Here is an 18,006-nt window from a genome sequence, read left to right as displayed (position 1 = left end):
CTCCGGGGCGTCAGGAACGTTGGGCGGCGAGGAGGCGGGCGAGGCTCGCCTCCATGGCGGCGGCCACGGCGCCGATGGACAGGCGCTCGCGGATGCGTGTACGGGCGGCGGCGCCGATCCGCGCCGCGTCCCCGCTCGTCACCACCCGCGCCGCGTCCGTCAGCGCGCGGGCGAGGTCGTCCTCGTCCACCTGCCCCCACTCGGCGCCGCGCAGATACGGGCCGTAGGTCTGGTCCAGGGCGGTGACCGCGGCCTTCACCGGGAAGCCGCAGGTGGCGTCGAGGAAGTCGCGGCAGCCGCCGTAATCGGTGGCGACCACGACCTTGCCCATCTCCATCGCCTCCGCGATCGTGAGGCCGAACCCCTCCGAGGAATGCGACGAGGCGTAGACCGCGCAGAGCTCGAACAGGGCGCCGAGCTCGTTCTGGGACAAGGGCTGGTCGATCACCACCACGTCGCGGGTCGTGCCGACGAGGTCGAGCAGCCGCTTGCCCTCGTCCGGCAGGTCGAAGACGTGCTTGGTCTTGAGCACGAGCTGCCAGCCGGCCTGCGCCAGCCCGGCCGCCCGGAAGGCCCGGATCAGGGCGTGCGGGTTCTTGCGTGCGAGATAGCTGGACCCGTCGAAGGCGTAGAGGATCACGCGCTTGGACGGATCGATCGCGAAGCTCTTGCGCAGGGTGGCCTTGGCCGAGGCGCTCGCGGGCTCGCCCGCCTCGTTCTCGACAACGTAGGGGACGACGTCGACCGGGATGTCGGTGATCTGCCGGAAGATCGCGGCGCAGAACTCGGTCGGCGCCCAGATCGCGTCGAGGCCGTCCACCGTCGGAAGCCAGCCCCCGGGCACGTGCGAGGTCTCCCAGACGAACAGCCCGACCTTGAGCCGCGCGCTCGCCGCGATCGCCCGCTGCCGGTCGCTCATCAGTGAGTGCCAGCTGTCGCCGTTGAAATGCACCAGGGCGACGTCCGGAGCCCCCGAGAAGGTCCGCGCCTGCCACGCCGGCGCCACCCGGGCGTGGACGTGGAACGGGCGCTCCATCGGATGGATGTTCAGCGCGAAGGGCGCCCTGTGGAGCGCGCGCGCGTAGCTGCGCGCCGCCACGCCGAGCCCGTTGGCGTAGTTCATGGGCGACACGTAGGCGACGCGCAGCGGCCGTTCCGGTGCCTGGGGCGCGCGCAGGTCGGCCCAGAGCTTGGGGCCCGGATACGTGAAGGTCTGGTCGAGCCGCGCGAGATCGAAGCCACGCGCGGCGATCGCCTCGCGGACCGCCTCGCCCCCGATCGCGGCGTGCTCGCCCAAGAGCGAGCGCTTCACGAACGGGAAGCCCTGGCCGAGCATGTTCTCCCAGTCGAACAGGGTGCGGTTGTTGCGCGGGTCGTTGACCAGGGTCATGTGCTTGTTCTGAGCCGAGAACAGGCTCCGCATCCCGAGCCCCGCCGCCCGCATCCTACCGGAGAAGGTCAGCTCGTACTCGGTGATGACCGCGTTCTTGTCCGGCCAGTTCGCCACGGACTGGATGAAGTGGTTGAACGCGTAGGACGACACGCAGCGCTTCTTCAAGGCGAGGAAGAAGCTCTGCAGGTGATGACTGTAGTAGAAATTGTCGGCTAGCCCGACCACCGCCTCCGGGCACGCATCGATCTTCGCCAGCAGTCCCGCGAAGTCGCCGCTGTCGAGCGGGCCGACGAGACTGTCATTGGCGAGGTAGAGGGTCTGGGAGTCGAGGAGGTCGTCGTCCTCCAGGAGGACATGCGCCCAGGCCGCGAAGTCGAAGCCCTTGTTCTCGCGCAGGTAAGCCGAGGCGCAGAGGTCGAGGATCCCCTCCGGCACCGCGGTCTTGTGCTGGTCGGCGGCGATGATGAGGACGATGTCGGTGCCGTTCTCGGCGAAGGCCCGCAGGTAGGGCTCGACATGGCCCCGGATCCGCCCCTCCGGCGCGTGGGTGATGAACAGGGCCGTGCGGCCGTGCCGGCGCGGCTCCCGCTTCAGGCAGGAGAGGCGGGCATCGGCGGCTTCGCGCACCGCCGCGTCGGCCACCCGGCGCGTCAGGCGTCCCGCCTCCAGCCCGGTGGTGACGTAGTCGACCAGGGGATTCAGCCCGAGGGCCGCGACCTTCGGATACCGGGCCAGATACCAGGGCGCGTCGAAGCGCGGGGACGGGCTGGTCCGCACGCCCTTGTCGGCCAGGAAGTGGCTGAGCGGGTTCTGCCCGGCCTCGTCGTCCGCGAGATGGGTCTTGGTGTACCAGCGCGTGTCGAACCAGGGCCCCGGATCGAGCCCCTCGGCGGCACCGTGCTCCAGGAAATGCACCAGCGGGTTGAGGCTGTCGGCCCGCACGGCGGCGGATTGCGCGGCGTACCAGTCCGGATCGAACAGCGGATGGGGCGCGTAGCGGCGGTAGCCGCCCGCCATCACGTAATGCTCCAGGGGCTCCAGCCCGCTCGTCTCGGCCTCGGGGCAGCGCCCGCGATAGAACTCGGCGTCGAAGAGGCCCGACCGGCGGATCAGGTCGACGTGCCGCGACAGGCCGGCGAATTCCTCCGGGTTGCGCAGGTAGCCCTGCTTCCGGCCGGTCTCGTAGTAGTGGCTCAGGGCATTCCCGCCTGCCGCCCGGGCGTCGGGATAGCGAGAGCGGTACCAGGCCGCATCGAACAGCGGCGACGGGTCGGCGTCGGGGCTTTTCAGGAAGTGGAAGAACGCCCGGGCGCGGGCCTCCGCGCCGCCGAGATAGCGCGCGGCGTACCAGTCCGGATCGAACAGCGGGTTGGGCTTGAGGCCCGCATCCGCGCCGCGCTCGACATAGTGGATCAGCGGATTCACGCCCTCGGCCCGCAGGCCGGGCACGGTGTCGAGGTAGAGATCGCCGTGGAACAGCGGATGCGGCCAGCGCCCCTCGCGGCCGCCATGGACCGCGTAGTGGACCGCCGGATCGATGCCCTCGCCGACCACGTCGGGGTAGCGTCGGGCGTACCAAGCCGCGTCGAACAGGCCCGATTCCTTCACGGCCCGGACCAGATCGGCCTGCCGGGGCTCGTTGGCACGCCGGCGCTTCAGGCGCCGGGTGAGCGGGCGCGCGAGGGACCGCGCGGCCCCGGCGACGAACACTTCTCGAAGGCGCATGGCTTGTACCGGATACGCGGGACGCCCGCTTTGCTGCCCACGCCGCGACCCGCGAGAGACATCAGGAGGTTCGGCCGGCCGACGATCGCGGGCGCGACCACCCCGGCATGCGCGCCTTCCTAATGGTCCGGCTCGCCCGCGCCAAGACCCGCGCCAAGACCCGCGCCAGGACCCGCGCCAAGCCCCGACCCGGGCGGGATCACCGGGCCGCCCGCGGTTCGGCCCGGCCTTCGGGCGCGGACCGCGCGAAAATCTACCCCTCGCCTATCCGCCCGCCGTGTCGTTCGTATACGAGGCTCGTTCACGGGGGGTGCAACGCGCGTCGACGGCGAGCCGCCCGGCGGCTGGCCGCGTGCCGGGGCACGGGCCGCCGACCGGGTGCCCTTCACCACGCGGCGCGAACGCGAAGCGACGATCCGGCCGACACGACGGCATCGGGCCACCCCCTGATGCCGCAACCCAGGGAGCCTACCTTATGAGCGAACGCATCATCCTCCGCGCCGGCGAAGCCCTCGTGGCGGGGGGCCCACCCAACACCGCCTCCGAGCCGGAAGTCATCATCGGCGAGCTCGACGGGCCGGTCGGCACCGCGCTGGCGACGCTGACGGGCGACCAGGTCGTCGGCCACAGCCGCGTCTTCGCGCTGCTCAACACCGACATCATGGTGCGCCCGGTGACGCTCTGTGTCTCCAAGGTCAGCGTGACCGAGAGCAAGTACACGTCGATCCTGATGGGCACGGTGCAGTTCGCCATCGCCAACGGCGTCCTCGACGCCGTGCGAGCGGGCTACATCCCGAAGGAGAAGGCCAACGACCTCGGCATCATCTGCTCGGTCTGGCTGAGCCCCGGGGTGATCGAGGCCGAGACGGTCGACCACAAGGCGCTGTTCGAGATCCAGCGCAAGGGCATGACCGAGGCGATCCGCAAGGCCATGACCAACGAGCCGTCGATCGACTGGCTCCTGGAGAACCAGGACAAGATCGTGCACAAGTATTATAAGATGGGTCTCGAAGGCAAGATCTGATTACCGGCACCCGGAAAGCGAAAGAGATCGGCCTTCGCGACGGCGCGGGCCGGTCTCTGTTATACTCAGGCCCGAAAAAACTTGACGACTGCTTAGGGCGGGAAGCGGCTGCTCCCTTCGCCCGGGCGTCGAACGCGGCTCAGCGTCGCGCGACATGCTTGCAGAAATTGTCGAGAATGGCAGCCCAACCGCTGCGCTGCTGCTCGATAGGAAACTGGGTCTCGGGATCGAACGAAACCTTCAAACCCGTCTGGTCGCCCGCCGGCGTGAACTCGACCACCGCATGTCGATCACCGAACGCATACTCGATCCGCGCGTTCGGGATGATCCTGGTGTAAGTCCCCTCGAAGTCGAAGCCCATGCTGCCGTCCTTCGCCTCCATGCGCGAGGTGAACGTGCCGCCTTCCCGAAGATCGACGCTCGCGGTTGGGCAATGCCAGTCGTCAGAGGCGAAATTCCACTGCGTGATCTGATCAGGCGACGTGTAGGCCTTCCAGACGACATCGAGGGGAGCGGGAGCCGTTGCTTCCACGGTGATCCGGTCTTGAGTCATTCGCGGTCTGCATCCAGCCGATGTCGGGTCTTCGAGGGGCGCACCTCACATCGGATCGCTCGTGACGGCAACCCTTGGAATGACATCGAAGCGGGGAGGTGCGGCAAGGCACGGATGTCCACAATGGGTGGTTCTGTGCCGGCCCGCTTTCGAGCAGCGAGGCGTTGAAGCGGACTTCGCCTTCCCGCCCGCTCACGACCCACCCCGGACCCTCGGAGCGTCCGGTCATAGGGTACGTGACCTTGGTCACGGGATAAGGCCGCTCTCCCGGTAAGCGGCGATGACATCGGTGTAGTGGGTGACTTCGTCCCGGCCGTGCGCGATCATCTGCGCGCCCGACACCGCCGCGAAGATGGCCTTCGCCCGCCGCCGGATGTCCTCCGGGGCATCATCCTCCCCCGGGGCCAGCACCCGCGCGATCCAGCGCTCGTTCATCTCGCCCCACCTGACGACTTCGGTACGGACCTCGGCAGGAAGGTCGTTCCGTTCCGCCGCCAGCATCCCGGCCAAACACATGCGGTTGCCGTTCAGCAACGTGTCCCGGAACACGTCGGTGTACCGCCGCATCACGGTCGTGCGGTCCGTGGTGTCGTTCAGGACATCTTCGAGGTAGCGCTCGTAGCGATCGATGTAGCGCCTCACGATCGCCTCGCCCAACGCCCCCTTCGTCGGAAAGTAGTAGTGGATGCTGGCGCTCTTGATGCCGACCGTTTTGGCCAGCTCACGGAAGCTGAGGCCGCTGTAGCCGAGATCCTGTACGGTCAGCCGCGCTGCCTCCATGATCCGGTCCCGCATCGTATCGCTACCCATCTCAGCCCCCTGCTACCTGACGTCAGATAGGCTTTGACAGGCAATGCGTGAAGCTCCTATGCCGGCCGCACCTACCTGACGCACGGTAGGTGCGATTGGAGGACGCTACGATGACGGACAAACCCCGCCTCTACACCTCGCCCTCGGCCTTCCCCAACCCCCAGCGCGTGCGCCTCTTCCTGCACGAGAAGGGCATCGCCGATCAGTTCGATGAGGTGATCTACGACATGGCCCCCGGCGGAGAGCAGCGGGGGTGGCAACACCTCAAGATGAACCCCTGGGGCGAGACGCCGACCCTACGCCTAGCCGATGGCGGCATCCTGTCCGAGACGACCGCCATCGTGCGCTACCTCGACCAAGCCTTCCCCGGCCGCCGCATCATGGGCGAGACCCCGATGGAGCAGGGCCTGGACGCGATGTGGGACACCCGCATCTGGGTGCACATCCTCTATCGCATCACCACGATGTTCCACGTCCTGCACCGTGGGCTGGGTCCGAAGCTCGAACTGACGCACAACCCGGCCTGGGGCGAGCACTGCCGCAAGGAGGCACTGGCCCACGCGGGGCTCGTGGACCGGCACCTGTCGGACGGCCGCGCTTGGATGTTGGGCGGGGATGCGCCGACCTTCTCGGACATCACGCTGGCGACGGCGGTGGCGTTCTCGAAGTTCCCAGTCTGCGCGACGCCGCTGGACGAGCGGTTCGAGCACCTCGATGCATTCTGGCGGCGCTGGCAGGAGCGCCCGGCGTTTCGAGCGGCCTACGCCGATCGCAGCAGCGGCGTAGCGGAACTAGACGACCGTAAGTAATCCCGGCGCGTGATACGGCGGTGATGTGGACCGGCCCGATCTCGGATGCCACGGCAATCGGGGCCGATCTACACTCACGAGGGAAGGGCTAAGCTTCCGCTAGGAACGTGATTTCTGCAATTCTGGCTGTGGAATTGCACCCGGCGGCCGCTTTCCACCGTGAGCCGAAGTTGACGGACGGCCGACGAATGGCTGCTTTCGGGCTGGGACGACGGCTGTCCGCACGGCTGGCATGGGTCGGTAGCTGTCGGTACCAGGCGTCCGGGCTCGCCGACCGAGTCACGGGGCGTCTTCCGCTGGCGCCACCGATCGCTTGGAACGGCCCTCCCCTGGAGCCGCTGAGCGCAGCGGATCCCGCAACCGGCCCGCCAGGCGCCGCCCGGCGGGTTGTACTCTCTCCCCTCGAATGGCTCGGCCGGCCCGCTCCGTCATCGCGCGCCGCGAAACGCACCAGGGATGCGCCGGGCCTCGAGACGGAGCGCGGCGAGATGGCTTCCCCGGCGCGCGTAAGGGCGATCACGGCCTGTCCGAGCGCGTCGTCCGGAAGCAGCTTCGGACGCCCGGAACCGGGCGCGAATCGGCGTGCGGCGATCCCGACCTTGCCAGCCCGGTATCATCGGCCCCACACTTGTCCGAATGACCGGCGGGGTCCCGCGGGGCCTCGGGCAGGAGATGGACATCGGCATGACGCAGGCGATCGGCCCGGCCACCACCCTCGACGACGGCATCGTGGCGACCGCGGAGAGCTGCCTCGCCGCCGTCGGTCAGGCGCGGGACGCGATCCACGGGGTGATCTTCGGGCAGGAGAAGGTCGTCGACCTCGCCCTGGTGACGATCCTGGCGGGCGGCCACGGCCTCTTGGTCGGCCTTCCGGGGCTGGCCAAGACCAAGCTGGTGGAGACGCTCGGCACCGTGCTGGGCCTCGACGCCCGGCGCGTGCAGTTCACCCCGGACCTGATGCCGTCCGACATCCTCGGCACCGAGATCCTGGAGGAGGACGCCGAGCGCCGCCGTGCCTTCCGGTTCGTGCAGGGGCCGGTCTTCACCCAGCTGCTCATGGCCGACGAGATCAACCGGGCGAGCCCGCGCACGCAATCGGCCCTGCTCCAGGCCATGCAGGAGGGCCACGTCTCGGTGGCGGGCGCCCGGCACGACCTGCCGCGGCCCTTCCACGTGCTGGCGACCCAGAACCCGATCGAGCAGGAGGGCACCTATCCGCTGCCCGAGGCGCAGCTCGACCGCTTCCTCCTGGAGATCGACGTCGGCTATCCCGACCGTGCCGCCGAACGCCGGATCCTGATCGAGACTACCGGTGTCGAGGAGGTGCGCCCGCGCGCCGTGATGTCCACGGACCAGCTGCTCACCGCCCAGCGCCTCGTGCGCCGGCTGCCCGTGGGCGAGGCCGTGGTCGAGGCGATCCTCGACCTCGTCCGCGCCGCCCGCCCCGATGGCGGCGACAAGCTGGTGAAGGACAAGCTCCTCTGGGGCCCCGGCCCCCGCGCCAGCCAGGCGCTGACGCTCGCCGCCCGCGCCAGGGCGCTGATCGAAGGCCGGGTCGCGCCATCGGTGGCCGACGTGAAGGCGCTGGCCGAGCCGGTGCTTAAGCACCGGATGGCGCTGAGCTACACCGCCCGCGCCGACGGCGAGACCATCGAGGGCCTGATCGGCAAGCTCGCGGAGAAGCTCTGATCCGGAAGCATTTTCGAGTTGGGTGGATGCCGGCTAACGTGAAGAAAATGCGTGGGTTCAAGCCATCGTCAGCGCTGGACGGCGCGGAAGGGCTGCGCTGACGATGGTCGCGACGAACGCCCTCGATGCAGGCAGGCGCGTACCCGGCAGGCGCGAGAGCGAGGGCGCGACCGCCCTGTCGGACAAGATGCCCCGCCTTGTCCTGGAGGCACGTCGGGTGTCGAGCCTGCTGGCCCACGGCCTGCACGGGCGCCGCCGCGCCGGGCCGGGCGAGAGCTTCTGGCAGTTCCGGCCCTTCGTCACCGGCGAGGCCGCCGCGCGGGTCGACTGGCGCCGCTCGGCCCGGGACGACCGGCTCTACGTGCGCGAGCGCGAATGGGAGGCGGCCCACAACATCTGGCTTTGGATCGACCGCTCGGCCTCCATGGGCTTTTCGTCGGAGCTCGCCTCGGCCCCCAAGATCGAGCGTGCGCTCATCCTCGGGCTCGCGCTCGCCGACGCCTTCGTGGAGGGTGGCGAGCGGGTCGGGCTCCTCGGCCTCACGCGGGCGACCGCATCGCGGGGCATCGTCGAGCGGATGGCGCAGGCCCTCGTCGCCGATGCCGCCGGACTGACCCAGGACCTGCCGCCGCAGGCGAGCCCCGCCCGCTTCGACGAGGTGGTGCTGATCGGCGACTTCCTCACGGAGCCCGAGCGGATCGCGGCCTCCGTGCAGAGCCTCGCCGGACGGGGCAGCCGGGGCCATCTCCTGATGGTGGTGGACCCGATCGAGGAGACCTTTCCGTTCACCGGTCAGGCGGTGCTGCACGATCTCGAAGGTGGGCTCAGTCTCGATATCGGCGACGCCGATGCCTGGGGGGCGCGCTACCGCGCCCGGATCGCCGAGCATCGCGCGGCGCTGCAGGCCATCGTCCGCGGCCAGGGCTGGACCCTGACGATCCACCGCACGGACCGGCCGGCGAGCGAGGCGGCCCTGCGGCTCGCCACGCTGATCGCCGCGCGCGGCACCGAGTGAGGCCGCCATGCTGGGTCTGACCTTCGCCGCTCCGCTGGCGCTCGCCGCCCTGATCGGCCTGCCGGCCCTGTGGTTCCTGCTGCGGGTGACCCCGCCGCGCCCCCGCCGGATCAACTTTCCGCCCCTCAAGCTCGTCGCCGACCTGATCCCGCAGCGGCAGACGCCGGCCCGTACGCCGACCTGGCTGCTGATCCTGCGGCTGCTGATCGCCGCCGCGCTGATCCTGGCGGTGGCCGGCCCGGTCTGGAATGCCGGCGGCCTCGGGGCGGGCGGGGGCCGCAGCGCGCTCCTCGTGCTCCTCGACAACGGCTTCCCGGCCGCCCACGACTGGCGCGACCGGCTGCGGGTCGCCACCGACGCCGTGGAGGGCGCGGCCCGCGACGGGCGGCCCGTGGCGGTGATCGGGCTGGCCGACGCCCCGGCCGCCTTCGAGGCGAAGACGCCGGCCGCCGCCCTGGAGCGGTTGCGCGCCATCGCACCCCGCCCGATCCTGTCCGCGCGCGACGCGCATCTCGCGACGATCGGCGCCTTCCTGGAGAAGAACCGGGGCGCCGGCCTCGTCTGGATCAGCGACGGCGTCGCCGGGGCGGGCGACGAGCGCTTCGCCAAGGGTGTCGCCGACCTCGTGGGCGGCAGCGGCGCCGCCCTGACCGTCCTCCGGGCCGACAGGCCGCCGGCCCTGGCGCTCACCGCCACCGAGAATGCCGGCAAGCTCGTCACGCACGCCCTGCGGGCGGCCCCGAACGGGCGCGACGCGGGGGTGATCCGGGCTCTGGACCCGAAGGGCCTGCCGCTCGCCGAGCGCGACTTCGCCTTCGCGGCCGACGCCACCGAGGCGGAAGCGACCTTCGAGATGCCCGTGGAGCTGCGCAACAGCATCAGCCGCCTGGAGATCGCGGGTGAGCGCTCGGCCGGTGCGGTGGTGCTGCAGGACGAGCGCGGCAAGCGGCGCCGGGTCGGCCTCGTCTTCGGCGGCACCCTCGACCAGGCCCAGCCGCTCCTGGCGCCGACCTACTACCTCGCCCGGGCGCTCCAGCCCTTCGCGGACGTGCAGGAGCCGCGGGGTGCCAAGGGCACGGCGGAATCGATCAACCAGCTCCTCGACAATCAGGTCTCGGTGCTCGTCCTCGCCGATGTCGGCGCGCTGGACGAGAAGACCACCGCCCGGGTCGAGGGCTTCGTGAAGGAGGGCGGGATGCTCCTCCGCTTCGCCGGGCCGCGGCTCGCCGCCGGCAACGATCCCCTGGTACCGGTGCGGCTGCGCCGGGGCGGCCGGACGCTCGGCGGTACGCTCTCCTGGGACAGCCCCAAGACCCTTGCGCCGTTCCCGCCCGAGAGCCCCTTCGCGGGCTTGAAGCCGCCGGCCGATATCGGCGTGCGCCGCCAGATCCTGGCCGAGCCGGACGGCGACCTGCCCAACCGGACCTGGGCTTCCCTCCAGGACGGCACCCCGATCGTCACCGCGCAGAAGCGCGGCCAGGGCACGATCGTGCTGTTCCACGTCACCGCCGACACGACGTGGTCGAACCTCCCGCTCTCGGGGCTGTTCATCGACATGCTCAGGCGTGTCGTGGCGCTGGCCGGCGCTTCGGCGCCGATACAGGGTGACACGCCGCGGGCTACCGCTCCGGTGCTCGCCCCGCGGGTGACCCTCGACGGATTCGGCGCGCTGGGCTCGCCTCCGGCCTCCGCCACGGCGGTGTCGGCCGATTACGCGGACCGGGCGAATCCCGAGCACCCTCCGGGCTTCTACGGCCCGCCCGACGGGGGCATCAGCGTGAACGCCCTGAAGCCGGACGACCGGCTGAAGCCCCTCGATGCCGGGGCGATCGCGGGCTCCCGCGTCGGCTCGCTCGCCGGAGCCGAGACCCTGGATCTGCGCCCGGCCCTGTTCACCCTTGCGCTGCTGCTCCTCGCCCTCGACACCCTGGCGGGTCTGTGGCTCGGCGGCTTCCTGCGCCGGTCCGCCTGGGCGAGCCGCCTGCGCGGCCGCCCGGCGGTGCTGGCGTTCGCGGGGCTCCTGCTGTTCGCGGCCCTTCCGGTGCAGCCGGTCCGCGCCGAGGAGCCGCCGGCCAACCGGCCGAACGGCATCGAATCGGCGCTGGTCACGCGGCTCGCCTACATCATCACGGGCGACGCCGCCCTCGACGAGGCGAGCCGGACCGGCCTCACCGGCCTGACCCAGATGCTCGCCGCGCGCACCGCCCTGGAACCGGGCGAGCCCGCCGGCATCGACCCGGCCAAGGACGAGCTGGCCTTCTACCCGCTGATCTATTGGCCGATCGCGCCCTCTCGCCCGCAGCCTTCGGAAGCCGCGATCCGAAAGATCGACGCCTTCATGCGCAACGGCGGCACCGTCCTGTTCGATACCCGCGACGCGCTGACCGCCCGGCCGGGCGGACCGACCTCCCCCGAGGCGACCTACCTGCGCAAGATGCTGGCGACCCTGGAGGTGCCGGAGCTCGAACCGGTGCCCCTCGACCATGTGCTGACCAAGGCGTTCTACCTCGTCGACAGCTTCCCGGGCCGCTACGCCTCTGGCCAGACCTGGGTGGAGGCGCTGCCGCCCGCCGCCGAGGGCGCCGAGCGCCGCCCGGCCCGGGCCGGCGACGGGGTGAGCCCGATCATCATCACCGGCAACGACCTCGCCGCCGCCTGGGCGGTGGGCCGCCGCGGCGAGCCGCTCTACCCGGTGGTCGGCGGCGACCAGCGCCAGCGCGAGATGGCGTTCCGCGGCGGCGTGAACATCGTGATGTACACGCTGACCGGCAACTACAAGGCGGACCAAGTCCATGTGCCCGCGCTGCTGGAGCGGTTGGGGCAGTGATGTTTTTGGACAACCCGCGCAGCGCTGAAACCTCTCGCCCCGCAGAGGGGGGAGGGAGACGTCGCATCACGGATCCGGAGCGCTCTGCCCCATGCTGAGCCTCAGCTTCACCCCCCTCCTGCCCTGGCCGGTGCTGGCCACCCTTGGCGTCGTCGTCGTTGTCCTGGCGGTGTTCGCCGTCCTGGCGCGGGGCCGCACTGCGCTGCTGCGCGCCCTGGTGCTCGCCCTGGTGCTGGCGGCCCTCGCCAATCCCGCCCTGGTGCGGGAGGACCGCGAGCCCGTGAAGGACGTGGCCGCCATCGTGGTCGACCGGTCGGGATCGCAGGCGCTCGGCGACCGGCCGCAGATGACCGATGCGGTCCGCGCCGAGTTGCAGCGCCGCTTCGGCGCGCTCACCGACATCGAGCCCCGCTTCATCGACGTTCCAGACGCCAAGGACGGCGACGACGGCACCAAGCTGTTCACGGCGTTGGGCCAGGCGCTCGCCGACGTGCCGCCGGAGCGGCTCGCCGGGATCGTGATGCTCACCGACGGGGTGGTCCATGACATCCCCGCCTCGATGGCCCAGTTGGGCATCAAGGCGCCGCTCCACGTCCTCGTCACCGGCCATCCGGACGAGCGTGACCGGCAGATCAAGCTCCTGGAGGCGCCGCGCTTCGGCATCGTCGGCAAGGACCTGACCATCCGCGCCGAGGTGATGGAGCGCGGCGGCACCGGACATGCCGCCGTCACGATCCGCCGCGACGGAGAGGAGATCGGCCGGCGCGATGTGCCGACAGACAAGCCGTTCTCGCTGACAACCCGGATCGAGCATGGCGGCCCGAACGTCGTGGAAATCGAGGTCGAGCCGCTGCCGGGCGAGCTCACCACGGTCAACAACCGCGCGGTCCTGCCGATCGAGGGCATCCGCGAGAAGCTGCGGGTGCTCCTCGTCTCCGGCGAGCCGCACCAGGGCGAGCGGACGTGGCGCAACCTCCTGAAGTCCGACGCCAACGTCGACCTCGTGCACTTCACCATCCTGCGCCCGCCGGAGAAGCAGGACGGCACGCCGATCTCGGAACTGTCGCTGATCGCCTTTCCGACGCGCGAGCTGTTCGTCCAGAAGATCAAGGACTTCGACCTGATCATCTTCGACCGCTACGCCAACCAGAGCGTGCTGCCGCAGGCCTATTTCGACAACATCGTCCGCTACGTGCGCGAGGGCGGCGCCCTGCTGGTGGCGGCAGGGCCGGAATATGCCGGGCCGGCGAGCCTCGCGCGGACACGGCTCGCCGGGATCCTGCCCGGAGATCCGGACGGACGGGTCGTCGAGCGGCCCTACAAGGCGACGCCGACGCAGGTCGGCCAGCGACACCCGGTCACGCGCGATCTGCCGGGCTCGGACGCGAACCCGCCCGCCTGGGGTGACTGGCTGCGCATCATCGAGGCGCGCACCCGTCCCGGCATCCAGCCGATCCTCTCGGGGGCAGAGGGACTGCCGTTGCTCACCCTCTCGCGGGAGGAGAAGGGCCGCGTCGCGCTGCTGCTGTCCGACCACGCCTGGCTCTGGGCGCGCGGCTACCAGGAGGGCGGCCCCTATCTCGACCTGCTGCGCCGCCTCGCGCATTGGTTGATGAAGGAGCCGGCCCTCGAGGAGGAGGCGCTGCGGGCGCAGACCACCGGCCGCGGCCGCGAGGTGCGGGTTGAGCGCCAGACCATGGCGGACCAGGTCGAGCCGGTCACCGTCACGGGCCCGACCGGCAAGGTGACGACGCTCACGCTCAAGCCCGGCGAGCCCGGCCTGTTCAGCGCCACCTTCGACGCCGAGACGCTGGGGCTGCACACCCTGCGGTCCGGCAACCTCGTCGCCTTCGTCAGCGTCGGCCCGGCCAATCCGCGCGAGCTCGCCGACGTGTTCAGCGACACCGAGCGCCTGAAGGCGGTGGCGGAGGGCTCGGGTGGCTCGATCCGCCGCGTCGCCGATGCGGGTGGCGCCACCCAGGTGCCGCGGCTCGCGACCGTGCGCAGCGGCCGGCTGGCCGGCGGCGACTGGATCGGCTTCCGCCCGAGCGACAGCGCCAATATCCGCGGCGTCGAGGTCTATCCGCTGGCGCTGGGTCTCGCCGCGCTGGCCGCGCTGGCCGCCGCCGTTCTCGCCATGTGGCTGGTCGAGGGACGCCGCGGACGTGCGGCGTGAGCGGTGTTCTCGATGACATTCCCCCGACGCGACGGGCTCCGTATCCGCGGGAGAGGGAAGGACCTGCGGCTGTCTGGGGGCCGATCCGGCATCGCCACGCGAAGATGCAGGCCGGCAAGCTCGACGCCCGGGGGGCGCCCGCCCTATGACCACGCGGTGAATTCTGAACGCCCGCGCGCCGCGCGGCCTCACGCAACGGAGACAGCCTGCCCGTGACAGCGCAGACCGTGACTGGACGCCTTCTCGCCGCGACGCTCCTCGTCGCCTGCCTCCAGCTCGCCCCGGCCCACGCGCAGGAACCGGCCGCGATGCCGTCCACGCCGGCCACCCTGCCGGCCGCCAGCGGGCAATGGACCCACGCGATCACGCTGATGGGCCAGCCGAAATACGGCCCCGACTTCAAGCACTTCGACTACGCCGACCCAGCCGCCCCCAAGGGCGGGATGGTGCGCCTCGGCACGCAGGGCGGGTTCGACAACTTCAACATCGTCGTCTCGGGCCTGAAGGGTGACCTCGAGGGCGGCATCCAGCAGATCTACGATACGCTGATGACCGAGTCCTCGGATGAGCCGTTCACCTCGTACGGCCTGCTGGCCGAGGCGGTGCGGGTCGCCCCCGATCTCGGCTCGGTCTCGTACCGGCTGCGCGAGAACGCCCGCTGGCACGACGGCAAGCCGATCACGCCCGAGGACGTCGTCTGGTCCTTCCATGTGCTGAAGGCCAACAGCCCGTTCTACGCCGCCTATTACCAGACCGTGGCCAAGGCCGAGGCGACCGGGCCGCACGAGGTGACCTTCACCTTCACGGAGACCGGCAACCGCGAGCTGCCGCAGGTGATCGGGCAGCTGCGCGTCCTGCCCAAGCATTGGTGGACCGCCAAGGATTCCAACGGCAAGCCCCGCAGCGTCACCGAGACCAGCCTCGAACCGCCGCTCGGCTCCGGCCCCTATCGGCTCTCGAAGTTCGAGCCGGGCCGGACCGCGACTTATACCCGGGTGCCCGATTACTGGGGCAAGGATCTGCCGGTGAATGCCGGCCGCTACAACTTCGATACCGAGCGCTACGAGTACTTTCGCGACGGCACCGTGCTGGTAGAGGCGCTGAAGGGCGACCTCTACGACTTCCGGGTCGAGAACATCGCCCGCAACTGGGCCACCGCCTACGACGACTTCCCGGCCGTGAAGGAGGGGCGCCTGATCAAGGAGGCATTCCCCGAGCGCGGCATGGGCATCATGCAGGCCTTCGTCTTCAACGCGCGCCGGGACAAGTTCAAGGACCCGAGGGTGCGACGGGCTTTCAACCTGGCAATGAACTACGAGGAGATGAACAAGGCGCTGTTCTACGGCCTGTACAAGCGCATCAACTCCTACTTCTTCGGCTCGGAATTGGCCTCCTCGGGCCTACCGGAGGGCGACGAGAAGGCGATCCTCGAGAGCGTCAAGGACAAGATCCCGGCTTCGGTCTTCACCACGCCCTACGCCAACCCCGTGAACGACACGCAGGAGGCCGTGCGCAAGAACCTGCGCGAGGCCGTGGGCCTCCTGCGCGAGGCCGGCTACGAATTGCGCAGCGGCAAGATGGTCAACAAGGCCACGGGCGAGCCGCTGACCGTCGAGTTCCTCGAATTCCAGAACACCTTCGAGCGGGTGATCCTGCCGTTCTCGGCGCAGCTGAAGCTGATCGGAATCGACGCCACCCTGCGGGTGATCGACCAGGCGCAATACCAGAACCGCATCCGCAACTTCGACTTCGACGTCACCACGTCGAACTGGGGCGAGTCGCTCTCTCCCGGCAACGAGCAGCGCGAGTATTGGGGCTCGGCGGCGGCCGACAAGCCGGGCTCGCGCAACCTGATCGGGATCAAGGACCCCGGGATCGACGCGCTGATCGAGAAGGTGATCTTCGCGCGGGATCGGGCCGGCGTCGTCGCGGCGACCCGGGCGCTCGACCGGGTGCTGCTCGCCCACGATTACGTCGTGCCGCAATGGGCCTCGAGCGAGCAACGGACCCTGCGCTGGAACCGCTTCAACCACCCGGCCGTGCTGCCGCTCTATGCCGGATCCGGCTTCCCGACGACGTGGTGGTACGACGACCAGCGCGCCGCCAAGACCGGGGCTCCGCGTTGACAGGTCGCGTCTGGAGACCGAGCCGGCGCGGGCTGGTCCTCGGCGCCGGCGCGCTCGCGGCCGTGAGGCCGTCGCCCTCGGCCCGGGCGGCGGAGTCGGAACGTCACGGCCTGTCGAGCTTCGGCGAGCTGAAATACGGCCCCGCCTTCGAGCATTTCGACTACGTGAATCCGATCGCGCCTCGGGGCGGACGCTTCTCGGCGCAGATCTCCGCGACGGTCGGCAACCAGGCGTTCAACACCTTCAACACGCTCAACATCTACGTGCTGCGTGGCGACGGCGCGGCCGGGATGGATCAGACCTTCGACAGCCTGATGGTCCGGGCGCTGGACGAGCCGGACGCGGTCTACGGGCTGGTGGCGCGGGCGGTCACGGTGAGCCAGGACGGCCTGACCTACACCTTCTCTCTGCGCCCGCAGGCCCGGTTCCACGATGGTTCGCGGCTGACGGCCGGGGACGCCGCGTTCAGCCTCAAGCTCCTGCGCGAGAAAGGCCATCCGTCGATCGCCGAGGTGATCCGCGCCATGACCGACGCCCGGGCCGAGGGCGACGAAACGCTCGTCGTCACCTTCGCGGAAGGCCGCGCCCGGGACCTGCCGCTGTTCGTGGCCCAGCTGCCGATCTTCTCGGCCGCCTATTACGGTGCCCGCGACTTCGAGGCATCGACTCTGGAGGCGCCGCTGGGCTCCGGCCCCTACAGGGTCGGCACCGTCGATCCCGGCCGCTCCATCGGGCTGGAGCGGGTCCCGGATTACTGGGCCGCCGACTTGGCCGTCACGACCGGGCAGAATAACTTCGAAACGATCCGCTACGAGTATTTCCGGGACCGCACCGTGGCGTTCGAGGCGTTCAAGAGCGGTGCCTTCACGTTCCGCGAGGAGTTCACCGCCCGGGTCTGGGCTACCGGCTACGATTTTCCCGCGGTGACCGAGGGGCGCGTGGTCCGCGAGACGGTGCCGGATGCCCGGCCGAGCGGCACCCAGGGCTGGTGGATCAACACCCGCCGCGAGACCTTCCGGGATCCCCGGGTGCGCGAGGCGATCGGCCTGTGCTTCGACTTCGAATGGTCGAACCGGAACCTGATGTACGGCGCCTACCAGCGCACGGCCTCGTTCTTCGAGAATTCCGACCTCAAGGCCACGGGCAAGCCCTCGGCCGCGGAACTCGCCCTGCTGGAGCCCTTCAAGGACCTCTCCCCGGAGGTGTTCGGCGAGGCCTGGACGCCGGCCGTGTCGGATGGATCCGGCCAGGACCGGGCCCTGCTCAAGCGCGCCGACGCGCTGCTGCGCGAGGCGGGCTGCACCCGCCAGGGCGGCAGCCTCCTGCTGCCCGACGGACAACCTCTGGCCGTGGAGTTCCTGGATGACGATCCGGTCTTCCAGGCGGTCACGCAGCCGTTCATCCGCAATCTCGGACTGCTCGGTATCAAGGCAACCTTACGCACCGTCGACCCGTCGCAGTACCAAGCCCGGCTCAACGATTTCGACTTCGACGTCACCCCGCGCCGCTATTCCAGCGGCGTGACGCCCGGCGCGGAGCTGCGCGAGACCTACGGCTCCCGGGCGGCCGCCACCAAGGGCTCCAACAACCTGTCGGCGATCGCCGACCCGGCGGTCGACGCGCTGCTCACCGCCATCGCGGACGCCAAGTCCCGGGCGGACCTGACCACCGCCTGCCGGGCCCTCGATCGGGTGCTGCGGGCCGGGCGCTACTGGGTGCCGATGTGGTACGCCAACACGCATCGCCTCGCCCTGTGGGACGTCTACGGCCGCCCCGCCCACCCGCCGAAATACGATCTCGGCGCGCCGGCCACGTGGTGGCTCGACGCCGACAGGGCCAAGCGGATCGGGCGGGACTGA

General features: G+C 70.3%; 11 protein-coding genes. 8 read left to right on the top strand and 3 right to left on the bottom strand.

Annotated features, from left to right (window positions below):
• Nucleotides 1–10 precede the first annotated feature (10 nt).
• A complete protein-coding gene (locus Q8W67_RS00540) occupies nt 11–3,118 on the bottom strand; it encodes a rhamnan synthesis F family protein (protein ID WP_305539150.1) in 3,108 nt (1,035 codons plus the stop codon).
• 475 nt (nt 3,119–3,593) lie between these two features.
• On the opposite strand from Q8W67_RS00540, the gene Q8W67_RS00535 reads away from it, so the two are divergent.
• Nucleotides 3,594–4,142, top strand: a complete 549-nt coding sequence (locus Q8W67_RS00535) for a formaldehyde-activating enzyme (RefSeq protein WP_305539148.1) — start codon at nt 3,594–3,596, stop codon at nt 4,140–4,142.
• Nucleotides 4,143–4,281: 139 nt separating this feature from the next.
• Here the strand turns inward: Q8W67_RS00535 and Q8W67_RS00530 are convergent, their stop codons facing one another.
• Both Q8W67_RS00530 and Q8W67_RS00525 read right to left on the bottom strand, forming a co-directional pair.
• A complete protein-coding gene (locus tag Q8W67_RS00530; protein ID WP_305539146.1) occupies nt 4,282–4,695 on the bottom strand; it encodes an SRPBCC family protein in 414 nt (137 codons plus the stop codon).
• 246 nt (nt 4,696–4,941) lie between these two features.
• Nucleotides 4,942–5,490, bottom strand: coding sequence for a TetR/AcrR family transcriptional regulator (locus Q8W67_RS00525; protein ID WP_305539144.1), 549 nt, complete (start codon nt 5,488–5,490; stop codon nt 4,942–4,944).
• A 125-nt stretch (nt 5,491–5,615) separates the two neighbouring features.
• Between Q8W67_RS00525 and Q8W67_RS00520 the strand changes: the two genes are divergently transcribed.
• The 7 genes from Q8W67_RS00520 to Q8W67_RS00490 all read left to right on the top strand — a co-directional run bounded on the left by Q8W67_RS00520 (nt 5,616) and on the right by Q8W67_RS00490 (nt 18,006).
• Nucleotides 5,616–6,314 carry a glutathione S-transferase family protein gene (locus Q8W67_RS00520; protein WP_305539142.1) on the top strand — a complete coding sequence of 233 codons (699 nt, stop codon included), beginning with the start codon at nt 5,616–5,618 and terminating at the stop codon, nt 6,312–6,314.
• Nucleotides 6,315–6,998: 684 nt separating this feature from the next.
• Nucleotides 6,999–8,003: a MoxR family ATPase gene (locus tag Q8W67_RS00515; protein WP_305539140.1), complete on the top strand. Its 1,005-nt coding sequence runs from the start codon at nt 6,999–7,001 to the stop codon at nt 8,001–8,003.
• Between the two features lie 103 nt (nt 8,004–8,106).
• Nucleotides 8,107–9,018: a DUF58 domain-containing protein gene (locus Q8W67_RS00510; protein WP_305539138.1), complete on the top strand. Its 912-nt coding sequence runs from the start codon at nt 8,107–8,109 to the stop codon at nt 9,016–9,018.
• 7 nt (nt 9,019–9,025) lie between these two features.
• On the top strand, nt 9,026–11,845 hold the full coding sequence (locus tag Q8W67_RS00505) for a DUF4159 domain-containing protein (RefSeq protein WP_305539136.1): 2,820 nt from the start codon (nt 9,026–9,028) through the stop codon (nt 11,843–11,845).
• 91 nt (nt 11,846–11,936) lie between these two features.
• Nucleotides 11,937–14,021, top strand: a complete 2,085-nt coding sequence (locus Q8W67_RS00500; RefSeq protein WP_305539134.1) for a hypothetical protein — start codon at nt 11,937–11,939, stop codon at nt 14,019–14,021.
• 212 nt (nt 14,022–14,233) lie between these two features.
• On the top strand, nt 14,234–16,147 hold the full coding sequence (locus tag Q8W67_RS00495; RefSeq protein WP_305539132.1) for an extracellular solute-binding protein: 1,914 nt from the start codon (nt 14,234–14,236) through the stop codon (nt 16,145–16,147).
• A complete protein-coding gene (locus Q8W67_RS00490) occupies nt 16,144–18,006 on the top strand; it encodes an extracellular solute-binding protein (protein WP_305539130.1) in 1,863 nt (620 codons plus the stop codon). Before Q8W67_RS00495 ends, Q8W67_RS00490 begins: the two co-directional genes overlap by 4 nt.

This window comes from Methylobacterium sp. NEAU K (assembly GCF_030700285.1).
Lineage (GTDB): Bacteria > Pseudomonadota > Alphaproteobacteria > Rhizobiales > Beijerinckiaceae > Methylobacterium.
The sequence above is the reverse complement of the archived record's forward strand: the minus strand, read 5'-3'. Positions and strand labels throughout refer to the sequence as shown.